The organism is Andreesenia angusta, from assembly GCF_001855385.1.
GTDB classification, from domain to species: Bacteria; Bacillota; Clostridia; order Tissierellales; family Gottschalkiaceae; genus Andreesenia; species Andreesenia angusta.
Genome location: NZ_MKIE01000009.1, coordinates 45,087 through 61,317, shown reverse-complemented (window position 1 = coordinate 61,317; position 16,231 = coordinate 45,087). Strand labels below are relative to the sequence as shown.

The following is a 16,231-nucleotide window of genomic DNA, read 5'->3' as shown; positions in this document are numbered from 1 at the left end:
GGTTTTCGCAGTCAGTCTTCTTCTCTTTGTTGTCATCGTGATCACTCTCCATTTTCTTATTTTAATCATATCACGTTTGCCAACATTTATTGCTAGTGACTGCGACATTTTCTAGCTTAACATATCGCTATATATGCAACTATTTTTCCAAGAACCAAATTAAAAGAATTTTCTGAAAGAGAAAGTGCGAATAAACCAGGAGTCTATATGCTAACCGGTCCTGACGTTGATCATTCTGAAGAAACAATATTGTACATTGGAGAAGGAGATCCTGTATTACCTAGACTAAAAAGCCACTCTAATAATAAAGACTTCTGGACAGAAGCTATAGTATTCACCTCAAAAGATAGCTATTTAACTAAGACACAAATTCAGTTTTTAGAAGCTGAAATATATGGATTAGCTAAGTCTGCAAATAGAGTTATACTAGACAACAATCAGTGTCCATCTAAGCCCAATACTTCCGAAGTCGATATTGCTGAAGTTCAACAGTTTATGAGCGGTATTAATCTTATCTTGTCTTCTCTTAACATAGATATACTAGAACCTCGCACTAATACCGGCACATCTATAATTGAAAAGGAGCCGATTTTTGAGCTAACGAATAAAAAAGCTTATGCCAGAATGTCTATTATAGATGATAAATATGTAGTCTTAAAAGGCTCTACTGCTGTTATAGAAGATAGGCCCTCAGCTAGACCTCATATCAAAAAATTACGCAGAAAACTTTTAGAGTCATCTATTATATCTGAAAATGGCCTAGGACTTTACGTTTTTAATGAAGATGCAGCTTTTGATAGTCCTAGCTATGCTGCGGTTGCAATAGTGGGAGGTAGTGCGAATGGTCAAAAGGTATGGAAGTTAAATGGCCGTTCTTTAAGTGAAGTAGAAGAGGATGAATTAAAATAGCTGTCTACTTAAAGTTCACAAACCATAAAGTGCACTTTACCCAAGCTCCCTATTTCCAACATGAAATTTTTTGTTAGTTCTAACCAGAGTCCCCTGTATAGATACTACCTTTGACCAAAAGCGATTTAAATAGTAATATATTCTAGTAAATATAAGAAAATGGAATGAGGGCGTGATATGGATAGCACACTAACAATAGCAAGTATCTCGATGATTTTTGCACTAATATTTTATACTTTTGGTGCATGGGGCGAGAAGTTATCGGGAACTATAAAGGTAAAGCACTTAACTAGCTTTTTAATAGGGCTCATATTAGATACTACCGGAACATTACTGATGGGAAAGATAGCGGAAGATGGTGCAGGAAGCAGGTTAGGTATTCACCAAATAACAGGAGGGATTGCAGTAGCACTTATGCTAATACATCTACTATGGGCGCTTTGGGTATATTTAAAAGGTGATGAACAAGCAAAGAAAAACTTTCATAAGTTTAGCTTAGTGGTTTGGCTTATTTGGCTACTCTCTTTTGTTTTGGGAATTTTAGTTGGAATGAATATAATATAAAGTTTATATCTTTAACATATTACGAACTAAGTCATAGAAACGTTCTATCTAACGGACGCTTCTATGGCTTAGTTTTTCTCATTTATTATAAACGTATCAGTTTTTGTACAAAAGTTCAATCCAAAGTTGCAACTTTTATCTTTCTTATCGCATAAAAGGAACGTTATCATTAGTAGTCTGCAAAAATCCCTTGTACTGTCTATCTATCGGGATATTTAGTTTTTTACTGGAAATTGGGTATAATATGGATAGTTCAAATTTGTTATAGATTATGTAATAACCTTTAGAGAGGGGCTATTTCTTTGATTTATCTTATATTATTAATATTGACTGTACTTCTTCCGATTCTTCATACTGTTTTAATCGGAATGACTCTAAATAAAGCAAAAGGTATTGCTCCTAGATTAGTAGTTTTTAGCTATATAGCTATAGTCTTCGAACTTATTTGCCTTCTCATGCTATTCATAAGCGAGCTTCCAGATACTGGACCGTTGATTTATATGTTTTTATCAAATATATTTGGAATCACAGCTTTGCCACTACAAATTTACGGTTATCTTAATTTACGTAATTCGAAGGAAAAAAGAGATATATCCAAGCTCTATTTAATATGGAGTATATCTATCGTAACGGGTCTAATTTATTGGCTAGTATACTACCTATATCTAGTTATAAGCAATCGATAGTTTTTAAAAATGTGCGTAGGCAGGAGGTGACTCCCGTTGACTCTATTATTTTTATACATATTTATAATAATTCCAATAATACAAGTTGTTTACACAGTAAATGCTTTAATAAAGAACAGGGGAATTCGTTCTAGAAAATTGCTGTACTCAAATATTGCGACTACGCTTGAATTAATAGTATTTACAGTATCTCAGACATCTCTGATTACAGATGGAGGTCCAGTATTTATATATGTTTTAGTCGCAAATATTTTTGGAGTTATATCTTTACGGAGAACGAGAGAATACTTAGACAAGACTATCGATAACGAAGATTCATCAATTGTCTATTTACTTTGGAGTGTCGCTTTAACATTAAGTTTAATTGCTTGGATTGTCTATATGCTGATCTATATATTTATCTTATAAGGGGTGTTATTTTGAGCTACACAAATAAAAAGGTAGGACCAGGCTCACTTTCTTTGTTGCTATGTATTATTGGAATATTATTTTCTTTTTCTTTCAAAAATAAGGGTGCTTATGGGGACGATATATTAAATTTCATAGGTTTACAGTCTTGGTCAAATGGCGATACAGGAATACACTATACTGTTTTTTATTCTTTAATATTTTTTATAACGTCTATTTCCCTAGGCTATAAATATAAAAACAATTTAGGGGCAACCCTAGGAAAGACAATATCTCTAGTTATATCTATTCTTATAATCTTAGTAAGTATATTTTTTATGCCCATTTGACTAAATTAGATATGTACATTTACTATATTATGTAATTCGTTGAAAAAGCGAGGAGAGGAAACTATATGCCTAAGTTGCCATCTTTTTTAAGTAAAAAGTTTTTTAATGTAATCGAATGGATAGGATTTATTGTTTCGCTAGTTAGCAGTCATATTTCCATTAGAAACTCTTCTTCCATCGAAAGTAATAGTGTGAAAATTATGTTTTTTTCAGCAGGTGTAGTACTCCTGTCTATAATTATAAGAAAGTTTCTCGAAAAGAAAGGCTTATTAAGAAATTAGTCGTATTATATTCCCTATATAGACTTACTAGAAATTACAAAAGGAGATTAATTTATGAATAGTACAAATATACTAATAAATTTAGGCTGGGCTTATTGTACAAGCATAGTGGTATCAATGATTTTCTCAAAAACAAATATTTTTAAAAAAGCTGAATTAGAAAAGCTAAAAGATACTCGTACAATATTTATAACTATATTCTTTACCACACTAATTGCTTCGATAATAAAACAGTTAGTATTTTAGCTCGGTGATTTAATATATTGCGAGCTAAGCCCGAGAAGCTTGACACCTCCCAATAGATGGAACGTTTCTTGGGCTTAGTTTTTCTCACTTATTGTCAAAATATATCTTAGCATATAATTTGTCGGTTTTGCGGACAGACTCCTCCTTACAGTCTACTCATAATGTATCCATATACTCAATATTTTTACTGTGTTATCACCTCTTATACTAGTCTATGCTGAATATTGACTCTTATAGAGTGTGCTCCTTTTAAGCTTCCGACTAACTTTTCATATACATTCAGAGACACTCTCACATTTCTCCCCAAGTTATTGGTTTTGTATGGAAAATCAGTTATAGTATAGGTAGCTAATACATATGTACTTAAAAGAGAGGTGTCTATGGACTTAAAAGAGCTTATAAGAATATGTTCTGCGGTAGCGTCATTCTGTTCTTTCGGAATCATGCTCTCAGGAGCTATTACAATGAAAAAAGCAGCCAGTGAACTTAGGGTAGGAAAAGCAGTACAGAAAGAAACCGAAGCGAAATTTCAAAAAGGATACCGATTAATCAAATTAGGAAGCATACCTACTGCCATATTTGGGATAGCAGTCATTTTGCTTTCATAGGGGGATATGCTTTTGAATATAGATAGATTTAAAGACATAAATAGCTTTTTGAACGAATTGGAAGAAAGAAAGATATTCTACCGGCTAAGCAAAACAAGACCTGAAAGTATCATGGTCGAGGTGGCAGTTCCAGGGCAGCGCTGGGAGATAGAGTTTATGGAAAATGGAGAAATCGAGATAGAAAAGTTTATCTGCGACGGCTCTTACTATGACGTGACCGAGCTGAAAGCGCTTTTTAAAGATTTCTCGGACTAAAAGGAGGAGTATTTATGACTGGTCAACTACCCCCGAGACAAGCAACAGGGCTTGCAACTCACCTACACGTAGTCAGAACGGCAACCTGAAGGTTGCCTCCTACCTCAAACGGTGGCTACATAGCGGTGGTTGACAGCACCACAAGCTATATAGTTTACTCTACAGCTTCTCAGGAGTGCCTTTGCCGATAAGTCCCCTCCAAAACATATCGGGCCACGCAACGGTTTTCTCCTAACTATATTACATCACAAGGGAGGAAATCTTATGACAAAATCAGCAATTGGAAGTTTCGCTATTATCTTTGGAGGTATCTGTCTATCACTAGAGCTATATGCTTTAAAATTCATACAAAGTTTAGAATTCAATACTGGATCGGCTAATCTTTATCCACTTGACTATGCCACTGAAGCACCTATGTCTATAGCTTTGATAATAAGCATCTCAATAATTATTTACGGAATAAGTTTGTCTAGAAGCAAGTCTGATTCAAAAAAATAATCTTACTATATTACGAGGGGAGGGTTATTGATGTTTGAAGTAAATATTGGGGATTCGTTTGGATGGATCGCTATAATGCCTGCACTAATCTACATTTTTATGAAAAGCTTTATATTAAAAATAATTCTTAGTTGTTATAGGAGACAATCACATGACGAAGTTAAGACACATAATAGTAGGTATAATTACACTCATATATTTAATGCTTTTTCTTAGTAAAGTTGAGATATCGCATGGTATTTTCACTGTTTTACTTAGCATAATACTTTTAAATCAGGTTATAGATGAGTGGAACGTTTATAAAGAGACAGCAAAGAAAATACATTTATTAATTCCAATAACTTTTTTAGTAATTATTATTATTTTCTTAGTATCATATATATTGTTTTAATTAAGAAGGAGCTGTTTTAAGTGAAGAGCATATCAAGGTGTCCGTATTGTGGTAAAGAAATGCATTTAGGCTTTATTCACCAAGATAGACGTGCCTTAAAGTGGATTCCCGAGGAAAAAGACAAAGGTCCCTTTCTACAAATGTTTTCAAAGGGTATTAAACTTACAGACTCACTCACAACAAGTAGTGTAGAGGCTTTCTACTGTAAAGATTGCGAAAAAATTGTAATTGATTTAGAAGGTAACACTCGCTAGTTGATACTCCCCATAGTGGAAGCTAGGGGTACTACGCCTAAAAAGATAAAAAATTGTCTTAGTAAAGAGGGAGGAAAAGTTAATGGAAGTAAGTATCATGCCATCAACAACTCAAGTGTTAATGAGAGGTATATATATTGCATTGTTGGGAGTCGGAGTATATGTATCTATTCTAGGAATAAAAGCTTTGAGAGCCTATGTAAAGAAGAATTCTTAGATTATACATACTAAAAACATTCTATCTAAATATAGTTCACATTATAATTTTTCGACTTTGCGTAGTGTACTCCTATAATAGTGTATAATTAAAATACTTAAAAGAAAGGGCTGATAAAATGTTAAAAGTAGAATTTCTAAAGGAATATGAATTCAAGCAAAACGCGGAAGATAATGACGCATATTGGGAGAGAGTGGATTTCACTCCAAGGCAAAAAGCACAAATAGCTAATAGTCAGTTTGGAGAAGGTTGGACTGAAGAAGAAATAGAAGATATGCCTATGGTTATAAATGCTGACTTAAAAGAAATGGAATGTGGTATATTTTTTGATGATGAGTACAGGGAAATAGAACCAGAAGATATACTTCGACTAATGAAATTAGTTAACATAGCTTCATTCGAAAAATAAAGTGTGAGTCACCTCTAACCTAAAAGTTTCAGGTGACTCACACTTTATCTTGATTTTGCTTATGAAAAAGCTCCAAATATTGAAACTAATTCAGCTTTACTATTATTATCTCTATCTTACTTAGCGCCAATGTGTATGCCACATAGTATATCCTCGAGACTGTATCGCTGTCACAGCCTCCATCTTCAATCAGACGGTCGTACAGTTCGCTTATCCCCTCTACATCCTCGCTATGCTTAAGCTGTATCTCCCTTAGCAGCTTTTCGTCTACTTTGTCCTTCAGCAGTATTCTATATCTCATATCGTCTCATCTCCTTCATATATCTAAATGTATTATGTTTTGAACGCTATTTCCCAAGCAGTGTCGAGTGTATCTCCACTCCGTACTTTCGCACCATCTCCGCCTTGGCCTTTCTGTAGGAGTCTTCTCTTCCGCTATGTCCCCTTCTGTCTATATACCTATGGGCCATTTCGTCTGTAATTACATCCAGCAGAAGCTCCGCTAGAAGCAGCCTCGCTCCGTCTGTAAACTTGCCCTGGCCGTCCACGTAAAGCCTTACAGTTGGTGCTTCCGTATTTATAAGTATTGTCCTCTCTTCTCTGCTGTAGACAGCCCTATCCATATCGTTTCCGAGGTTTCTAAGCTCGTATCCCCTGAAAACAGCCGTGGATTCTTCCATATCCCACTTGGGCCTTGGCTTTCTTTTTATAGCGGACTCCAGCCTATGAGGAGCTTCTTCTCTAACTACTATTTCACAATTTGCACTGTAGCTTCCCACCGTAGCCTCAATGCTCCCCCTGACTGGCTCTTCCGCTCTCCCTTCGAATACGAGCGTTCCGTCCTCAGTCAGTTCTGATACTTTGATTTCGGCAAGTGCTGGCACTATTCCAAGTGTCTTCGGGATATCCGTTTTAAACGAAATCACATCTCCTCTTCTCAGCTTAGAGCTGTCTACATAGAGAGATATATGGAACTTCCTGCCCACTTTTCTGTAGTAAAACGAGTCCGTGAATTCTATGGGGCTTCTGCTGCCTTCATCTTCACCGTTTGAGACCCTTATTCCAAGCTCCTCAAAAGCTATCCTGTTCATCTTCTGGAGCACTGATTCTATAAGGCTGTCCGTCTTCTGCGAAGTCTTTGCCCTGTCCACATGGCTCAGCCTGAGCTGTTCGCTCTTAACTGCATTGCTGACCATTTCGCTTACTGAATCAGAAAAAGCCTGCACAAACAAATCTTTCATATTGAGCCCGTCACGCTCGTCGCTTATGACCGCCATGCCATCTGCGAGCATCTGGGACAGCCCATCGCACTCCACTGTTCCAAAAAGGTATTCTGTTCCAAGCTGGTTTTCATACTTAAAAAACTGGCAGTCAAGCACTGCGGCTCCCGACAGCACCAGCAGTCCGTTTGTGCGCCTGTCCCCCTTGGTTTCAAGCTCTTCGTCTAGTGCCCTCTTTAGGGTAAGCGTAAAGGTATACGGTCTTTCATTGTATTTAAAATCCCCTATCTCGTTTGGCCCCAAGAGTATTTCCGATTTAGGCTCTATATACTCCAGCTTCTCAAACTCTCTCAAATTTTTTGGAAGGTTCAAGTTCACTATGCCTATATCTCTTCTGAAGATTATGTCCCTCAAGTATATATTCTCTGCAAGACTTTCCTTTAGCGATTGGAATTGAGATACGCTCACTTCTCTATTCTCCACGACTATCCCGACTTTAGTTCCCGAGCCACCTTCCGGTATCATAAGCCTTTTGTAGTCCTTCTCTGTTGCAGCTCTATCTCCGTCTCCATCGTCAAATAGGTATTCCCCTGTTTCAGCTCTGTAGAGGTCCACTCTGCTGAGTTTACCATCTTTTATGCTTTCAATCCATCCATGTCCCAATCCGTATATGGCCTGCTTAAGTCCACGCCCGAAGTATCCTCTTCCCACTGTTTCTCCTTTTGAAAGCGAGCTAAAGGCGCCTCCGTAGGTCAGTATGGACTTAAGCCTTTCAAAGTCCATTCCCTCGGCTTGATCGGATACAGATACAAAGGCCCCGTTCCTGTGTCGCTCGTAGCCTATATTTATCACTCCGCTTACAGATCTTCCTCTTCCCTCCTGCCTTGTATAGCTATCGTCACAGTTTGTGATAAGCTCTATCAGAGCTTTATCTACAGATGCAAAACGCCTTGAATCTATATCTATGACCCTCTGGTCAACTGGTAGTATAGAAACCGCCATAAAATCACCCCTTAGATTGTTTTATCTTGAGTTTATACCCCCTTTCAAAGTTTTTTCCCAAGACAAGCAAAAGCCCCGGCCATATTTCGGCCGAGGCTTTATATTGTATTATACTCCTAAAAACATCTTCATGTCTTCGTCTACTGAAGTTATTCCGCCTATTCCGAAGTTCTCCACAAGCACCTTTGCCACGTTTGGCGAAAGGAACGCAGGAAGAGTAGGCCCTAGGTGGATGTTCTTAACTCCTAGTGAAAGTAGTGCAAGCAGTACTATTACGGCTTTCTGCTCATACCAAGCTATGTTGTAGGCTATAGGAAGCTCGTTTATGTCGTTTAGCTCAAACACCTCTTTAAGCTTAAGCGCTATAACTGCAAGCGAGTAAGAGTCGTTGCACTGTCCAGCGTCTAGAACTCTAGGTATTCCGCCTATATCTCCAAGCCCTAGCTTGTTGTATCTGTACTTGGCGCATCCCGCTGTAAGGATGACTGTGTCCTTTGGAAGCTTCTCGGCGAACTCAGTGTAGTAGTCTCTAGACTTCATTCTTCCGTCGCATCCTGCCATTACAAAGAACTTTCTGATAGCTCCAGACTTAACAGCGTCTACCACCTTGTCGGCTAACTGCATAACCTGTGCGTGTGCAAATCCTCCGACTATTTTCCCAGTCTCTATCTCTGTAGGAGATGCGCATTTCTTGGCGTGCTCTATTATGGCAGAGAAGTCCTTGTTTCCGCTCGAGTCCATCTCTATATGAGTGCATCCTGGGAATCCAGAAGCTCCTGTAGTGTAGATTCTCTTTCTTATTTCGTCGCTCTTAGGCGGCACTATACAGTTTGTTGTGAACAGTATCGGCCCGTTGAAAGAAGCGAACTCAGTCTGCTGTTTCCACCAAGCGTTTCCGTAGTTTCCTACAAAGTGGTCGTACTTCTTGAAAGCTGGGTAGTAGTTAGCTGGAAGCATCTCTGAGTGAGTGTATACGTCTACTCCAGTTCCGTCAGTCTGCTCTAGAAGTCTCTCCATGTCCTTAAGGTCATGGCCCGAGATAAGTATTGCAGGGTTGCTTCTAACTCCTATATTAACCTCGGTTATTTCAGGGTTTCCGTATGCAGAAGTGTTGGCAGCGTCTAGAAGCGCCATTACGTCTACTCCGAACTTTCCAGTTTCAAGCGTGAGCGCCACTAGATCGTCTATAGAAAGAGTGTCGTCCAATGTTGCAACTAGGGCCTTTTCTATAAATGCAAATATGTCGTCCTTAGTAGATCCAAGGTTGTAGGCGTGCTCGGCGTAGGCAGCCATTCCCTTCAGCCCGTAAGTTATAAGCTCTCTAAGCGATCTCACGTCCTCGTCTGCTGTGGCAAGCACTCCTACAGACTTCGCCTTTTCATCATATTTAGACTCCGGTGTTCTCCAAGTAGCAGCATCTGCCGTTATAGGCTCGACTGCCGAACCGCCTTCCCCTCTTCCGAATAGTCTGTCCAATAACGACCTCTTCTTAGGCTCCTGCGTCTTCATGACTTCCGATTTTATCTTGTCTCTAAGCTCGAGTCCTTCTGTTATAGTTCTCACTATTGCGTCGTAGTCGAAGTTGGCATTTGTGATGGTCATGAAAAGACCTTCCATTATAAAGGCATCGCCTGCTGAAGTGTCCAGCTTAAGCTCTCTGGCTCTCTGGTTGTAGAGCGCGATCCCCTTAAGTGTGTGTACTAGTAAATCCTGTATATTAGCTACAGCCGAAGTCTTTCCACATACACCTCTCTGTGTACATCCAGTTCCATTGGCTGCTTCTTGACATTGATAACAAAACATGCTCATATCGTATTCCTCCTTGATTTCATCTTATGTACATATAATACCTCTTTTAGAGCTTAGCCTCCGTGACTGACATCAAACTTATACGTGATATATATCACAACTTCTTTTTATACTTGTAGCTTATGTCCATATCGCAGGGGTAAAAATAAACACAAGAATAATTTATGGGGGATGATGGATATGAGTGGAAAAATTCTTATATACGGTGGAAGCGGAGCTGTGGGCTTTGCCAGTGCAGAGCTGTTGAAAGACGCAGGATACAATCTGCATCTTGTAGGCTCAAATGAGGAAAAACTTAAAGCTGCGGCCCAGAAGCTAGGAGCAGATATATCAGTAGCAGATGTAAAAGACCCTGAGTCTTTTTCAAAGGTGGCTGAAGAAGCTGGAAAGGAGCTCGCGGGCCTTGTATATGCAGTTGGAAGCATAAACCTGAAGTCGCTGAGAAGGCTTAGTGTAGAGGATTTTATAGAAGACTTCAGATTAAACTCGCTAGGGGCAGCGCTGGCTATCCAGTCTTCGCTCTCGGCACTTAAGAAGCATAAGAACTCTTCAATCGTGCTCTACTCTAGTGTAGCCGTCCAGCAGGGGCTATCTATGCACGCCTCTCTCAGCATGTCTAAAGGCGCTGTGGAAGGACTTGTGAGGTCGCTTGCAGCAGAGCTGGCGCCAGATATAAGGGTAAACGGAATAGCTCCTTCCCTTTTGGGCGACAGCAGCCTTTCGTCTTCTATCCTGAGAGACGAAAAGACCGTGGACTCCATGGCCAAGACACATGCCCTAAAGAGGCTTGGGAGTGCAAGCGACATAGCCAGCCTCACTGCATTTCTGATTTCAGAAAAGGCCTCGTGGATTACAGGCCAGATTATGGGTGTAGACGGCGGAAGGTCTGTTATCCAGGCCTAGTGTGTGTGTTTCTTAGGAGGTGGTGTCTATGGCTGAAAACATGATAAAAGACTATGAATTCGACAAGTTTGAAAACCCCTATTCCAATTTCAAGCGCTCAGAGCTTGGGGACAAGCTGGCCAAATTCGAGAGGCTTGTAAATAATTTAGATATACCCGTGCTGATCATAATCGACGGGTGGGAGTCCTCCGGAAAAGGATTTGTACTGAACGACCTCATAAGAGAGCTGGACCCTAGGCTCCACAAGGTGAGCGTGTTTGAAAACCCCACCGAAGAGGAGCGGGAGCGCCCTTTCCTCTGGCGTTTTTGGAAGAAGACACCTGCCAAAGGGAATATTGCCGTATTCGACAGAAGCTTCTACTTTAACCTGATGAACGACTTGAATATAGACGGTGATGAGTTGAAGCAGGCCATAGCGGATATAAGCTCTATTGAAAAAGAGCTGTATGAAGATGGAGCTATAATAGTGAAGTTTTTTCTCCACCAAAAGGAGAAGACTCAGAAGAGCAGGATAGACGAGCTCAGAAAGGACAAGCACAGGTCTTTTCTGGTGACCGACGAGGACGAAGCGCAGTACAAAGATTATGACAAACACCTCGCCCACTTTGATAAAATCCTGAAGCTCTCTAATTTCGACTACAGCCCTTGGAATATCATATCCACTGAGGACATGAAGTCGGCTTCCAAGAAGATACTCGGTTCTACACTCGATGCGATACAGGATGGAATAGACCGTTATATAGGCATGCAAAACGGAGGGATGAGGTATATCCGACAGTATATCCCCGAGAAAAGGCCTCTCTCCAATGTGGACTTGAGCCTTTCACTTAGCAACGAGCAGTATGTAAGCGAACTTAAGTCGCTTCAAGAGGAGGCCGGCAAACTGGCCTATGCGCTCTACACTCACAGGATACCAACTGTCATAGTGTTTGAAGGCATGGACGCAAGCGGAAAAGGCGGAGCTATAAAGAGGCTTACAAGGCTTATGGACCCGAGAGGATATGAGGTAATCCCAATTGCAGCTCCGGACAAGACGGAGAAAAGCCACCACTACCTCTGGAGGTTCTTCAACTCCGTTCCCAAGCGAGGTAATATGACTATATTCGACAGAAGTTGGTACGGGCGAGTTATGGTGGAGCGAATAGAGGGCTTCGCCAAGATAAGCGAGTGGGACAGGGCCTACGATGAAATAAACAATATGGAAAAGCATCTACACAACTTCGGCACCCTTTTGCTCAAGTTCTTCATATATATAGACAAAAACGAGCAGCTGGAAAGATTCGAGGGCAGGGAGCACAAGTCCGACAAAATCTACAAGATAACTGACGAGGACTGGAGAAACAGAGAGAAATGGGACGAATATATCGAAGCTATGAACGAGGTGCTTGTAAGGACAAGCACTGAGTACGCCCCTTGGACTATAATAGAGGGAAAAGACAAGAAATACGCCAGAATAAAAGTCCTTAAGCAGTTTATAGAGTCAGCTAAAGAGGCCATAGCAAATGCCAATAAGTCTTTGTAAGAATCCTCTGTCTATGATAGTATATTCTGTGAATGGAGGGATTTTTAATGTCAAAACTGCCAAATTGCCCAAAGTGCAATTCAGAATATACCTATGAAGATGGAACGCTGCTCATATGTCCAGAGTGCGCCTACGAGTGGACTGCTGGCTCGGAGTCTGAAAGCGACGAGCTTGTGGTCAAGGACTCAAACGGAAATGTGCTTCAAGACGGAGACTCTGTAACTGTAATCAAAGACCTCAAGGTCAAAGGAGCTTCTTCTGCCATAAAGAAAGGCACAAAAGTGAAAAATATAAGACTTGTAGACGGCGACCACAATATCGACTGCAAGATAGACGGATTTGGAGCTATGAGCCTCAAGTCTGAATTTGTAAAAAAGGCATAACAAAAGACCAGGAGCTTTCCTGGTCTTTATGTCATTATGTCCACTATTAGTCCCTTTATGGCGTCTATGCTGCCGAGTATCTTGGTGTGCTGAAGAGGGCTTTTGGTGAATTCATTTGTCAGGGAGTTCAGCTCTCTGTCTACATTCTTTATCATGGAATGCACCCTATGCCTTCCCCGCCTGTCTAGAAAGCTGTTTTGTGAAAAGACATTGGAGTTTTCGGTCGCTACCTTCATGAATTCCCTCACCAGCTTCTTGTACTCTATCACGTTTTTCAAGCTGAGATTGTCCTTTAAAATATCAGCCTTTTCATTTATCTTCTCGAATATACCCTCTAGCTTTGTCCTGACTTCGTCCGACTTTATCTTCTCAAACTTCTGGGCAAATCCGCTTTTCTGTGCGGTAATCTCTTTTTTGTCGCTATTGTTGTTCACGCTATTTTGACTGCTCAGAACTTCTTGATGCCTTGGAGCAGACCCTACCCCTCTTATGTTTTCCAATTTACACATCTCCTTCTCATCCGATCAAGTGTCTCGAATTAAGTATATCACTTAACTGAATTATCGGCATACTGTTTTTTACACTTTAGAGGACAGTCCTCCTATTAAACAATTTATGTCTTTATGTCGATATAGAATTTTAGAAAGCAATACTGGAGGTGTTTTCACCCGATGATAGAAAACAGAATAAACTCTAAATATTCAAACGCCATAAGCTCTTACACTTCTTTAAGCTCCTCTTCTAGGGTAGTTGGAACTTTGATAGAGAAGATAAACAACAACATAAAGCTAGACTTAGGCGACAACCGCATTTTCAGCATTGAGCTAGTCGAAGACATGGATTTAACTGTAGGAGAGACAGTCTCTATAGAGAAATCCAATATAAAGAAGTCAAGCCTCGAGAAAGACGTGCCAGACGCTCCACTGGCGAAAAGCCAGTCAGATTTTTACTCGCTTCTCCTAGCTGAGTTCAACGCTGAGATTTCTAGCGAAAATATATCGGCACTTGAAAAGATGGACAGACATGGGATTCCTTTAAATTCTGAGAACTTTGAAGCCTACAGAATTGCCCGAGACTCTTTCAGACAGATCGAGAGCTCTCTAAGCTATGATTCAGCTGTAGCGCTTGTCCAGCAGGATGTCGATCTAGAGAGCGAGTCTATAGACTCTGTGGCAAGGCGACTGTCGGATATATCGTCTGAGCTTGAAGGCACAAGGCGAATTGAAGTCTCCGGCGGAAGCGAGCTCTCGACAGAGCAAGCTGAGGATATCGCCCTAGAGATATATGGAAGCCGTATGGGTAAAGATATAACCGACATAATAAAGGCTCTTCACCGTGAAGGCCTAAGCATAAGCAAAAAGAATATAGACAAGATAAACGACACTTTCTACAAGCTGAACGACTTGCGCGATGTCAAAGACGCAACTTTTGTGGAAGCTCTTGGGGACGAGCTGGATATAAGCATAGACACGCTCTACAGGCTCAAGAACTATTCAGCCAAACTAGACTCGTCTGAACTTTCAGAGGCTGATATGATAAGACTTCAAAAAATGCTGTCCAAATCGTATTCAAGCTCCTCTAAAAGCCCTGAGCTTTCAGATTCAGTTGTCCAGCTCTCTGACGAAGATATATCAGAGTTTTTAAAGTCCATAGGAGTTGAAGCTTCACCTGAGTACGTTGATATGGCCAAAAAGCTTGTGATTCACGGAATCGAAGTGAATACTGAAAATCTGGCCGCTTTAGATCATATGAAGCAGTCGCTTTCTCATGTGCTTGGAAGCCTCGACTACGAAAATTCGTCTGCGCTAGGTTCTATCGGTGTCGACATAGAGAATACCGATCTGAGAGAGCTGTCTGCCGAGCTGAAACTCATGAAAAACAGTCCTGAGATAACAGAAACAGAGCTTCTTTCTCTTTTGAAGAGATCTCAGGATATAAAGGTTTCAGAGCTTCCAAAAATCTCTTTGAGCTCCGAGCCTGCCCCTGAAATAAAGAGCATCGCCGATATTTCCGATATATTCAGCAACTTGGAGCGACTCGACTTGAACGCTATATCTGTGCAGATAAAAAGAAACCTCCCTCTGACTCTTTCTGGCATAAACGAAGGATTCCTCACAGCTGAATCCTCGACTGCTCTTGAAGTCGACAGAGTGGACAGCTCTGCTCAAAATATGCGCAGGATAGATGAAGTGTACAGAAGCTTCCAGTTCTTGAAAGCCGAGCTCACTACAGCCATGGTCTCTAAGTCCGTATCAGAGAGTATTTCGCTTGAACATGTGGATATAGTGGTGGCCTCTAGGTACGTGGAGCAATACCGTGACAATATGCTCAAGTTCGAGCGTGACAAGTCTCTGAAAGCCGAATCGCTAAAAGAGAGCCTGTCTGAGATTTCAAGCAGTGGGGACGACGCAGCTCTCCTTGTCCTTAAAAGCAAGAAGCCGCTCCTACTTTCGGAAATCAGAAGCGCCCACGCTCTTCTTGCAAATAAGGATCAGTTAGGACACAAGCTTTCCGAGTTTTCAAGCTTGACGCATTCTGAAAAGAGCGGCGAAGCTTTGGCTCTTTTGCAAAAGCTAAAAGAGAGTGTATCTGCAATATACAGGAGTCTTTCACGCTCTAGAGACGAAGTGGAAGCTTCCTATAGAGATATGGAGCAGCAGCTCAAAAACATGGAGTCCAGCTCAAGTTTGTTCGGAAGAGATGAAGAGCTGGCTCGTGGAAAACTATCTGAAGCCTTTGAAAAGTTAGATGAAAACAGGCGTCTTTCTCAAGAAAATAAGATAGTCCAGCTGCCTGTATATATGAACGGGCAGTTCTCAAATTTGAATATGTACTTTAGAGATAGAAAACAGCGTAACTCGGCTAAAGACCCGGATGACATATCAGCCGTCATAAGTATAGACACAGCGAACATGGGAAATCTGAATATAGGGCTTGAAGTCGAGTCTAAGAGTATCTCGCTTAAAGTAGGTGTTGAAAATCTTGATTACAAAAACAGCCTCGAAAAGAGCATAGGAGCTTTTTCAACCTCTCTTGAAGAGCTTGGCTACTCGCTCGCCTCTCTCGATTTCCACGAGCTAGACGGCGCCAGCATGCTGGACAATTTTACATCGGAATCTGAGTCTGCCGAAAGACCGAAGGTCATGCACTCAGGTGCTTTTGACTTGAAAATCTAGGAGGTAACAATGGAAAGTAAAGATAAAGATAATTCAGACGCTCCTATCATCCCAAACGATGTGCCTGAAAGCTTTTTTGAAATTGTCTCAGGGCTTCTGAGTGCAATAGAGGAAGCCGACAGCTCTGAATCGCAGTGAAAAATAAACCCGCAAAGCAGATT

18 protein-coding genes are annotated in these 16,231 nt (G+C 40.7%); 14 read left to right on the top strand and 4 right to left on the bottom strand.

The window, feature by feature from the left end:
• Positions 1-207 precede the first annotated feature (207 nt).
• The 9 genes from EUAN_RS09825 to EUAN_RS09765 all read left to right on the top strand — a co-directional run bounded on the left by EUAN_RS09825 (position 208) and on the right by EUAN_RS09765 (position 6,055).
• Positions 208-909: a GIY-YIG nuclease family protein gene (locus EUAN_RS09825; RefSeq protein WP_071064145.1), complete on the top strand. Its 702-nt coding sequence runs from the start codon at positions 208-210 to the stop codon at positions 907-909.
• 177 nt (positions 910-1,086) lie between these two features.
• The gene (locus EUAN_RS09820; RefSeq protein WP_071064143.1) at positions 1,087-1,473 is read left to right on the top strand and encodes an HsmA family protein; all 387 of its coding nucleotides are present in this window, start codon (positions 1,087-1,089) and stop codon (positions 1,471-1,473) included.
• 1,758 nt (positions 1,474-3,231) lie between these two features.
• Positions 3,232-3,423: a hypothetical protein gene (locus tag EUAN_RS09795; RefSeq protein ID WP_071064133.1), complete on the top strand. Its 192-nt coding sequence runs from the start codon at positions 3,232-3,234 to the stop codon at positions 3,421-3,423.
• A gap of 380 nt (positions 3,424-3,803) precedes the next feature.
• Positions 3,804-4,031 carry a hypothetical protein gene (locus tag EUAN_RS09790; protein ID WP_071064131.1) on the top strand — a complete coding sequence of 76 codons (228 nt, stop codon included), beginning with the start codon at positions 3,804-3,806 and terminating at the stop codon, positions 4,029-4,031.
• Positions 4,032-4,043: 12 nt separating this feature from the next.
• Positions 4,044-4,286, top strand: a complete 243-nt coding sequence (locus EUAN_RS09785; RefSeq protein ID WP_211266345.1) for a hypothetical protein — start codon at positions 4,044-4,046, stop codon at positions 4,284-4,286.
• A 264-nt stretch (positions 4,287-4,550) separates the two neighbouring features.
• Positions 4,551-4,784 (top strand): hypothetical protein, encoded by a 234-nt coding sequence (locus EUAN_RS09780; protein ID WP_071064127.1) that lies wholly within the window; start codon positions 4,551-4,553, stop codon positions 4,782-4,784.
• Between the two features lie 411 nt (positions 4,785-5,195).
• Entirely contained in the window at positions 5,196-5,429 is a 234-nt protein-coding gene (locus EUAN_RS12895; RefSeq protein WP_281182095.1) for a PF20097 family protein, read from the top strand.
• Positions 5,430-5,511: 82 nt separating this feature from the next.
• Positions 5,512-5,646: a hypothetical protein gene (locus tag EUAN_RS12970; RefSeq protein WP_281182094.1), complete on the top strand. Its 135-nt coding sequence runs from the start codon at positions 5,512-5,514 to the stop codon at positions 5,644-5,646.
• 118 nt (positions 5,647-5,764) lie between these two features.
• Complete coding sequence (locus EUAN_RS09765) at positions 5,765-6,055, top strand: hypothetical protein (RefSeq protein ID WP_071064123.1); 291 nt, start codon at positions 5,765-5,767, stop codon at positions 6,053-6,055.
• An 85-nt stretch (positions 6,056-6,140) separates the two neighbouring features.
• Here EUAN_RS09765 and EUAN_RS09760 read toward each other — a convergent pair whose 3' ends face one another.
• From EUAN_RS09760 to hcp, 3 genes are all read right to left on the bottom strand, one after another.
• Positions 6,141-6,356 (bottom strand): hypothetical protein, encoded by a 216-nt coding sequence (locus EUAN_RS09760; RefSeq protein WP_071064121.1) that lies wholly within the window; start codon positions 6,354-6,356, stop codon positions 6,141-6,143.
• A gap of 46 nt (positions 6,357-6,402) precedes the next feature.
• Entirely contained in the window at positions 6,403-8,277 is a 1,875-nt protein-coding gene (locus EUAN_RS09755) for an ATP-binding protein (protein WP_071064119.1), read from the bottom strand.
• 108 nt (positions 8,278-8,385) lie between these two features.
• Positions 8,386-10,086 (bottom strand): hydroxylamine reductase, encoded by a 1,701-nt coding sequence (hcp, locus tag EUAN_RS09750; protein ID WP_071064117.1) that lies wholly within the window; start codon positions 10,084-10,086, stop codon positions 8,386-8,388.
• Between the two features lie 180 nt (positions 10,087-10,266).
• Here hcp and EUAN_RS09745 point away from each other — a divergent pair, with 180 nt between their 5' ends.
• The 3 genes from EUAN_RS09745 to EUAN_RS09735 are packed head-to-tail and all read left to right on the top strand — an operon-like array spanning position 10,267 to position 12,894.
• Positions 10,267-10,989, top strand: coding sequence for an SDR family NAD(P)-dependent oxidoreductase (locus EUAN_RS09745; protein ID WP_084655889.1), 723 nt, complete (start codon positions 10,267-10,269; stop codon positions 10,987-10,989).
• Between the two features lie 28 nt (positions 10,990-11,017).
• Positions 11,018-12,511 carry a polyphosphate:AMP phosphotransferase gene (gene pap, locus EUAN_RS09740; RefSeq protein ID WP_245674484.1) on the top strand — a complete coding sequence of 498 codons (1,494 nt, stop codon included), beginning with the start codon at positions 11,018-11,020 and terminating at the stop codon, positions 12,509-12,511.
• Between the two features lie 47 nt (positions 12,512-12,558).
• Positions 12,559-12,894, top strand: coding sequence for a zinc ribbon domain-containing protein YjdM (locus EUAN_RS09735; protein WP_071064113.1), 336 nt, complete (start codon positions 12,559-12,561; stop codon positions 12,892-12,894).
• 26 nt (positions 12,895-12,920) lie between these two features.
• Here the strand turns inward: EUAN_RS09735 and EUAN_RS09730 are convergent, their stop codons facing one another.
• Entirely contained in the window at positions 12,921-13,394 is a 474-nt protein-coding gene (locus EUAN_RS09730) for a YaaR family protein (protein WP_169817377.1), read from the bottom strand.
• 171 nt (positions 13,395-13,565) lie between these two features.
• Between EUAN_RS09730 and EUAN_RS09725 the strand changes: the two genes are divergently transcribed.
• Together EUAN_RS09725 and EUAN_RS12965 are read left to right on the top strand one after the other, a co-directional pair.
• Complete coding sequence (locus EUAN_RS09725; RefSeq protein ID WP_071064111.1) at positions 13,566-16,070, top strand: DUF6240 domain-containing protein; 2,505 nt, start codon at positions 13,566-13,568, stop codon at positions 16,068-16,070.
• A gap of 9 nt (positions 16,071-16,079) precedes the next feature.
• Entirely contained in the window at positions 16,080-16,208 is a 129-nt protein-coding gene (locus EUAN_RS12965; protein WP_281182093.1) for a hypothetical protein, read from the top strand.
• Positions 16,209-16,231 lie beyond the last annotated feature (23 nt).

Bases quoted from the DNA above. Each gene is read 5' to 3' on its own strand.
- EUAN_RS09825 (WP_071064145.1), top strand. From the start codon at position 208: ATGCTAACCGGTCCTGACGTTGATCATTCTGAAGAAACAATATTGTAC.
- EUAN_RS09820 (WP_071064143.1), top strand. From the start codon at position 1,087: ATGGATAGCACACTAACAATAGCAAGTATCTCGATGATTTTTGCACTA.
- EUAN_RS09795 (WP_071064133.1), top strand. From the start codon at position 3,232: ATGAATAGTACAAATATACTAATAAATTTAGGCTGGGCTTATTGTACA.
- EUAN_RS09790 (WP_071064131.1), top strand. From the start codon at position 3,804: ATGGACTTAAAAGAGCTTATAAGAATATGTTCTGCGGTAGCGTCATTC.
- EUAN_RS09780 (WP_071064127.1), top strand. From the start codon at position 4,551: ATGACAAAATCAGCAATTGGAAGTTTCGCTATTATCTTTGGAGGTATC.
- EUAN_RS12970 (WP_281182094.1), top strand. From the start codon at position 5,512: ATGGAAGTAAGTATCATGCCATCAACAACTCAAGTGTTAATGAGAGGT.
- EUAN_RS09765 (WP_071064123.1), top strand. From the start codon at position 5,765: ATGTTAAAAGTAGAATTTCTAAAGGAATATGAATTCAAGCAAAACGCG.
- EUAN_RS09760 (WP_071064121.1), bottom strand. From the start codon at position 6,356: ATGAGATATAGAATACTGCTGAAGGACAAAGTAGACGAAAAGCTGCTA.
- EUAN_RS09755 (WP_071064119.1), bottom strand. From the start codon at position 8,277: ATGGCGGTTTCTATACTACCAGTTGACCAGAGGGTCATAGATATAGAT.
- hcp (WP_071064117.1), bottom strand. From the start codon at position 10,086: ATGAGCATGTTTTGTTATCAATGTCAAGAAGCAGCCAATGGAACTGGA.
- EUAN_RS09745 (WP_084655889.1), top strand. From the start codon at position 10,267: ATGAGTGGAAAAATTCTTATATACGGTGGAAGCGGAGCTGTGGGCTTT.
- pap (WP_245674484.1), top strand. From the start codon at position 11,018: ATGGCTGAAAACATGATAAAAGACTATGAATTCGACAAGTTTGAAAAC.
- EUAN_RS09735 (WP_071064113.1), top strand. From the start codon at position 12,559: ATGTCAAAACTGCCAAATTGCCCAAAGTGCAATTCAGAATATACCTAT.
- EUAN_RS09725 (WP_071064111.1), top strand. From the start codon at position 13,566: ATGATAGAAAACAGAATAAACTCTAAATATTCAAACGCCATAAGCTCT.
- EUAN_RS12965 (WP_281182093.1), top strand. From the start codon at position 16,080: ATGGAAAGTAAAGATAAAGATAATTCAGACGCTCCTATCATCCCAAAC.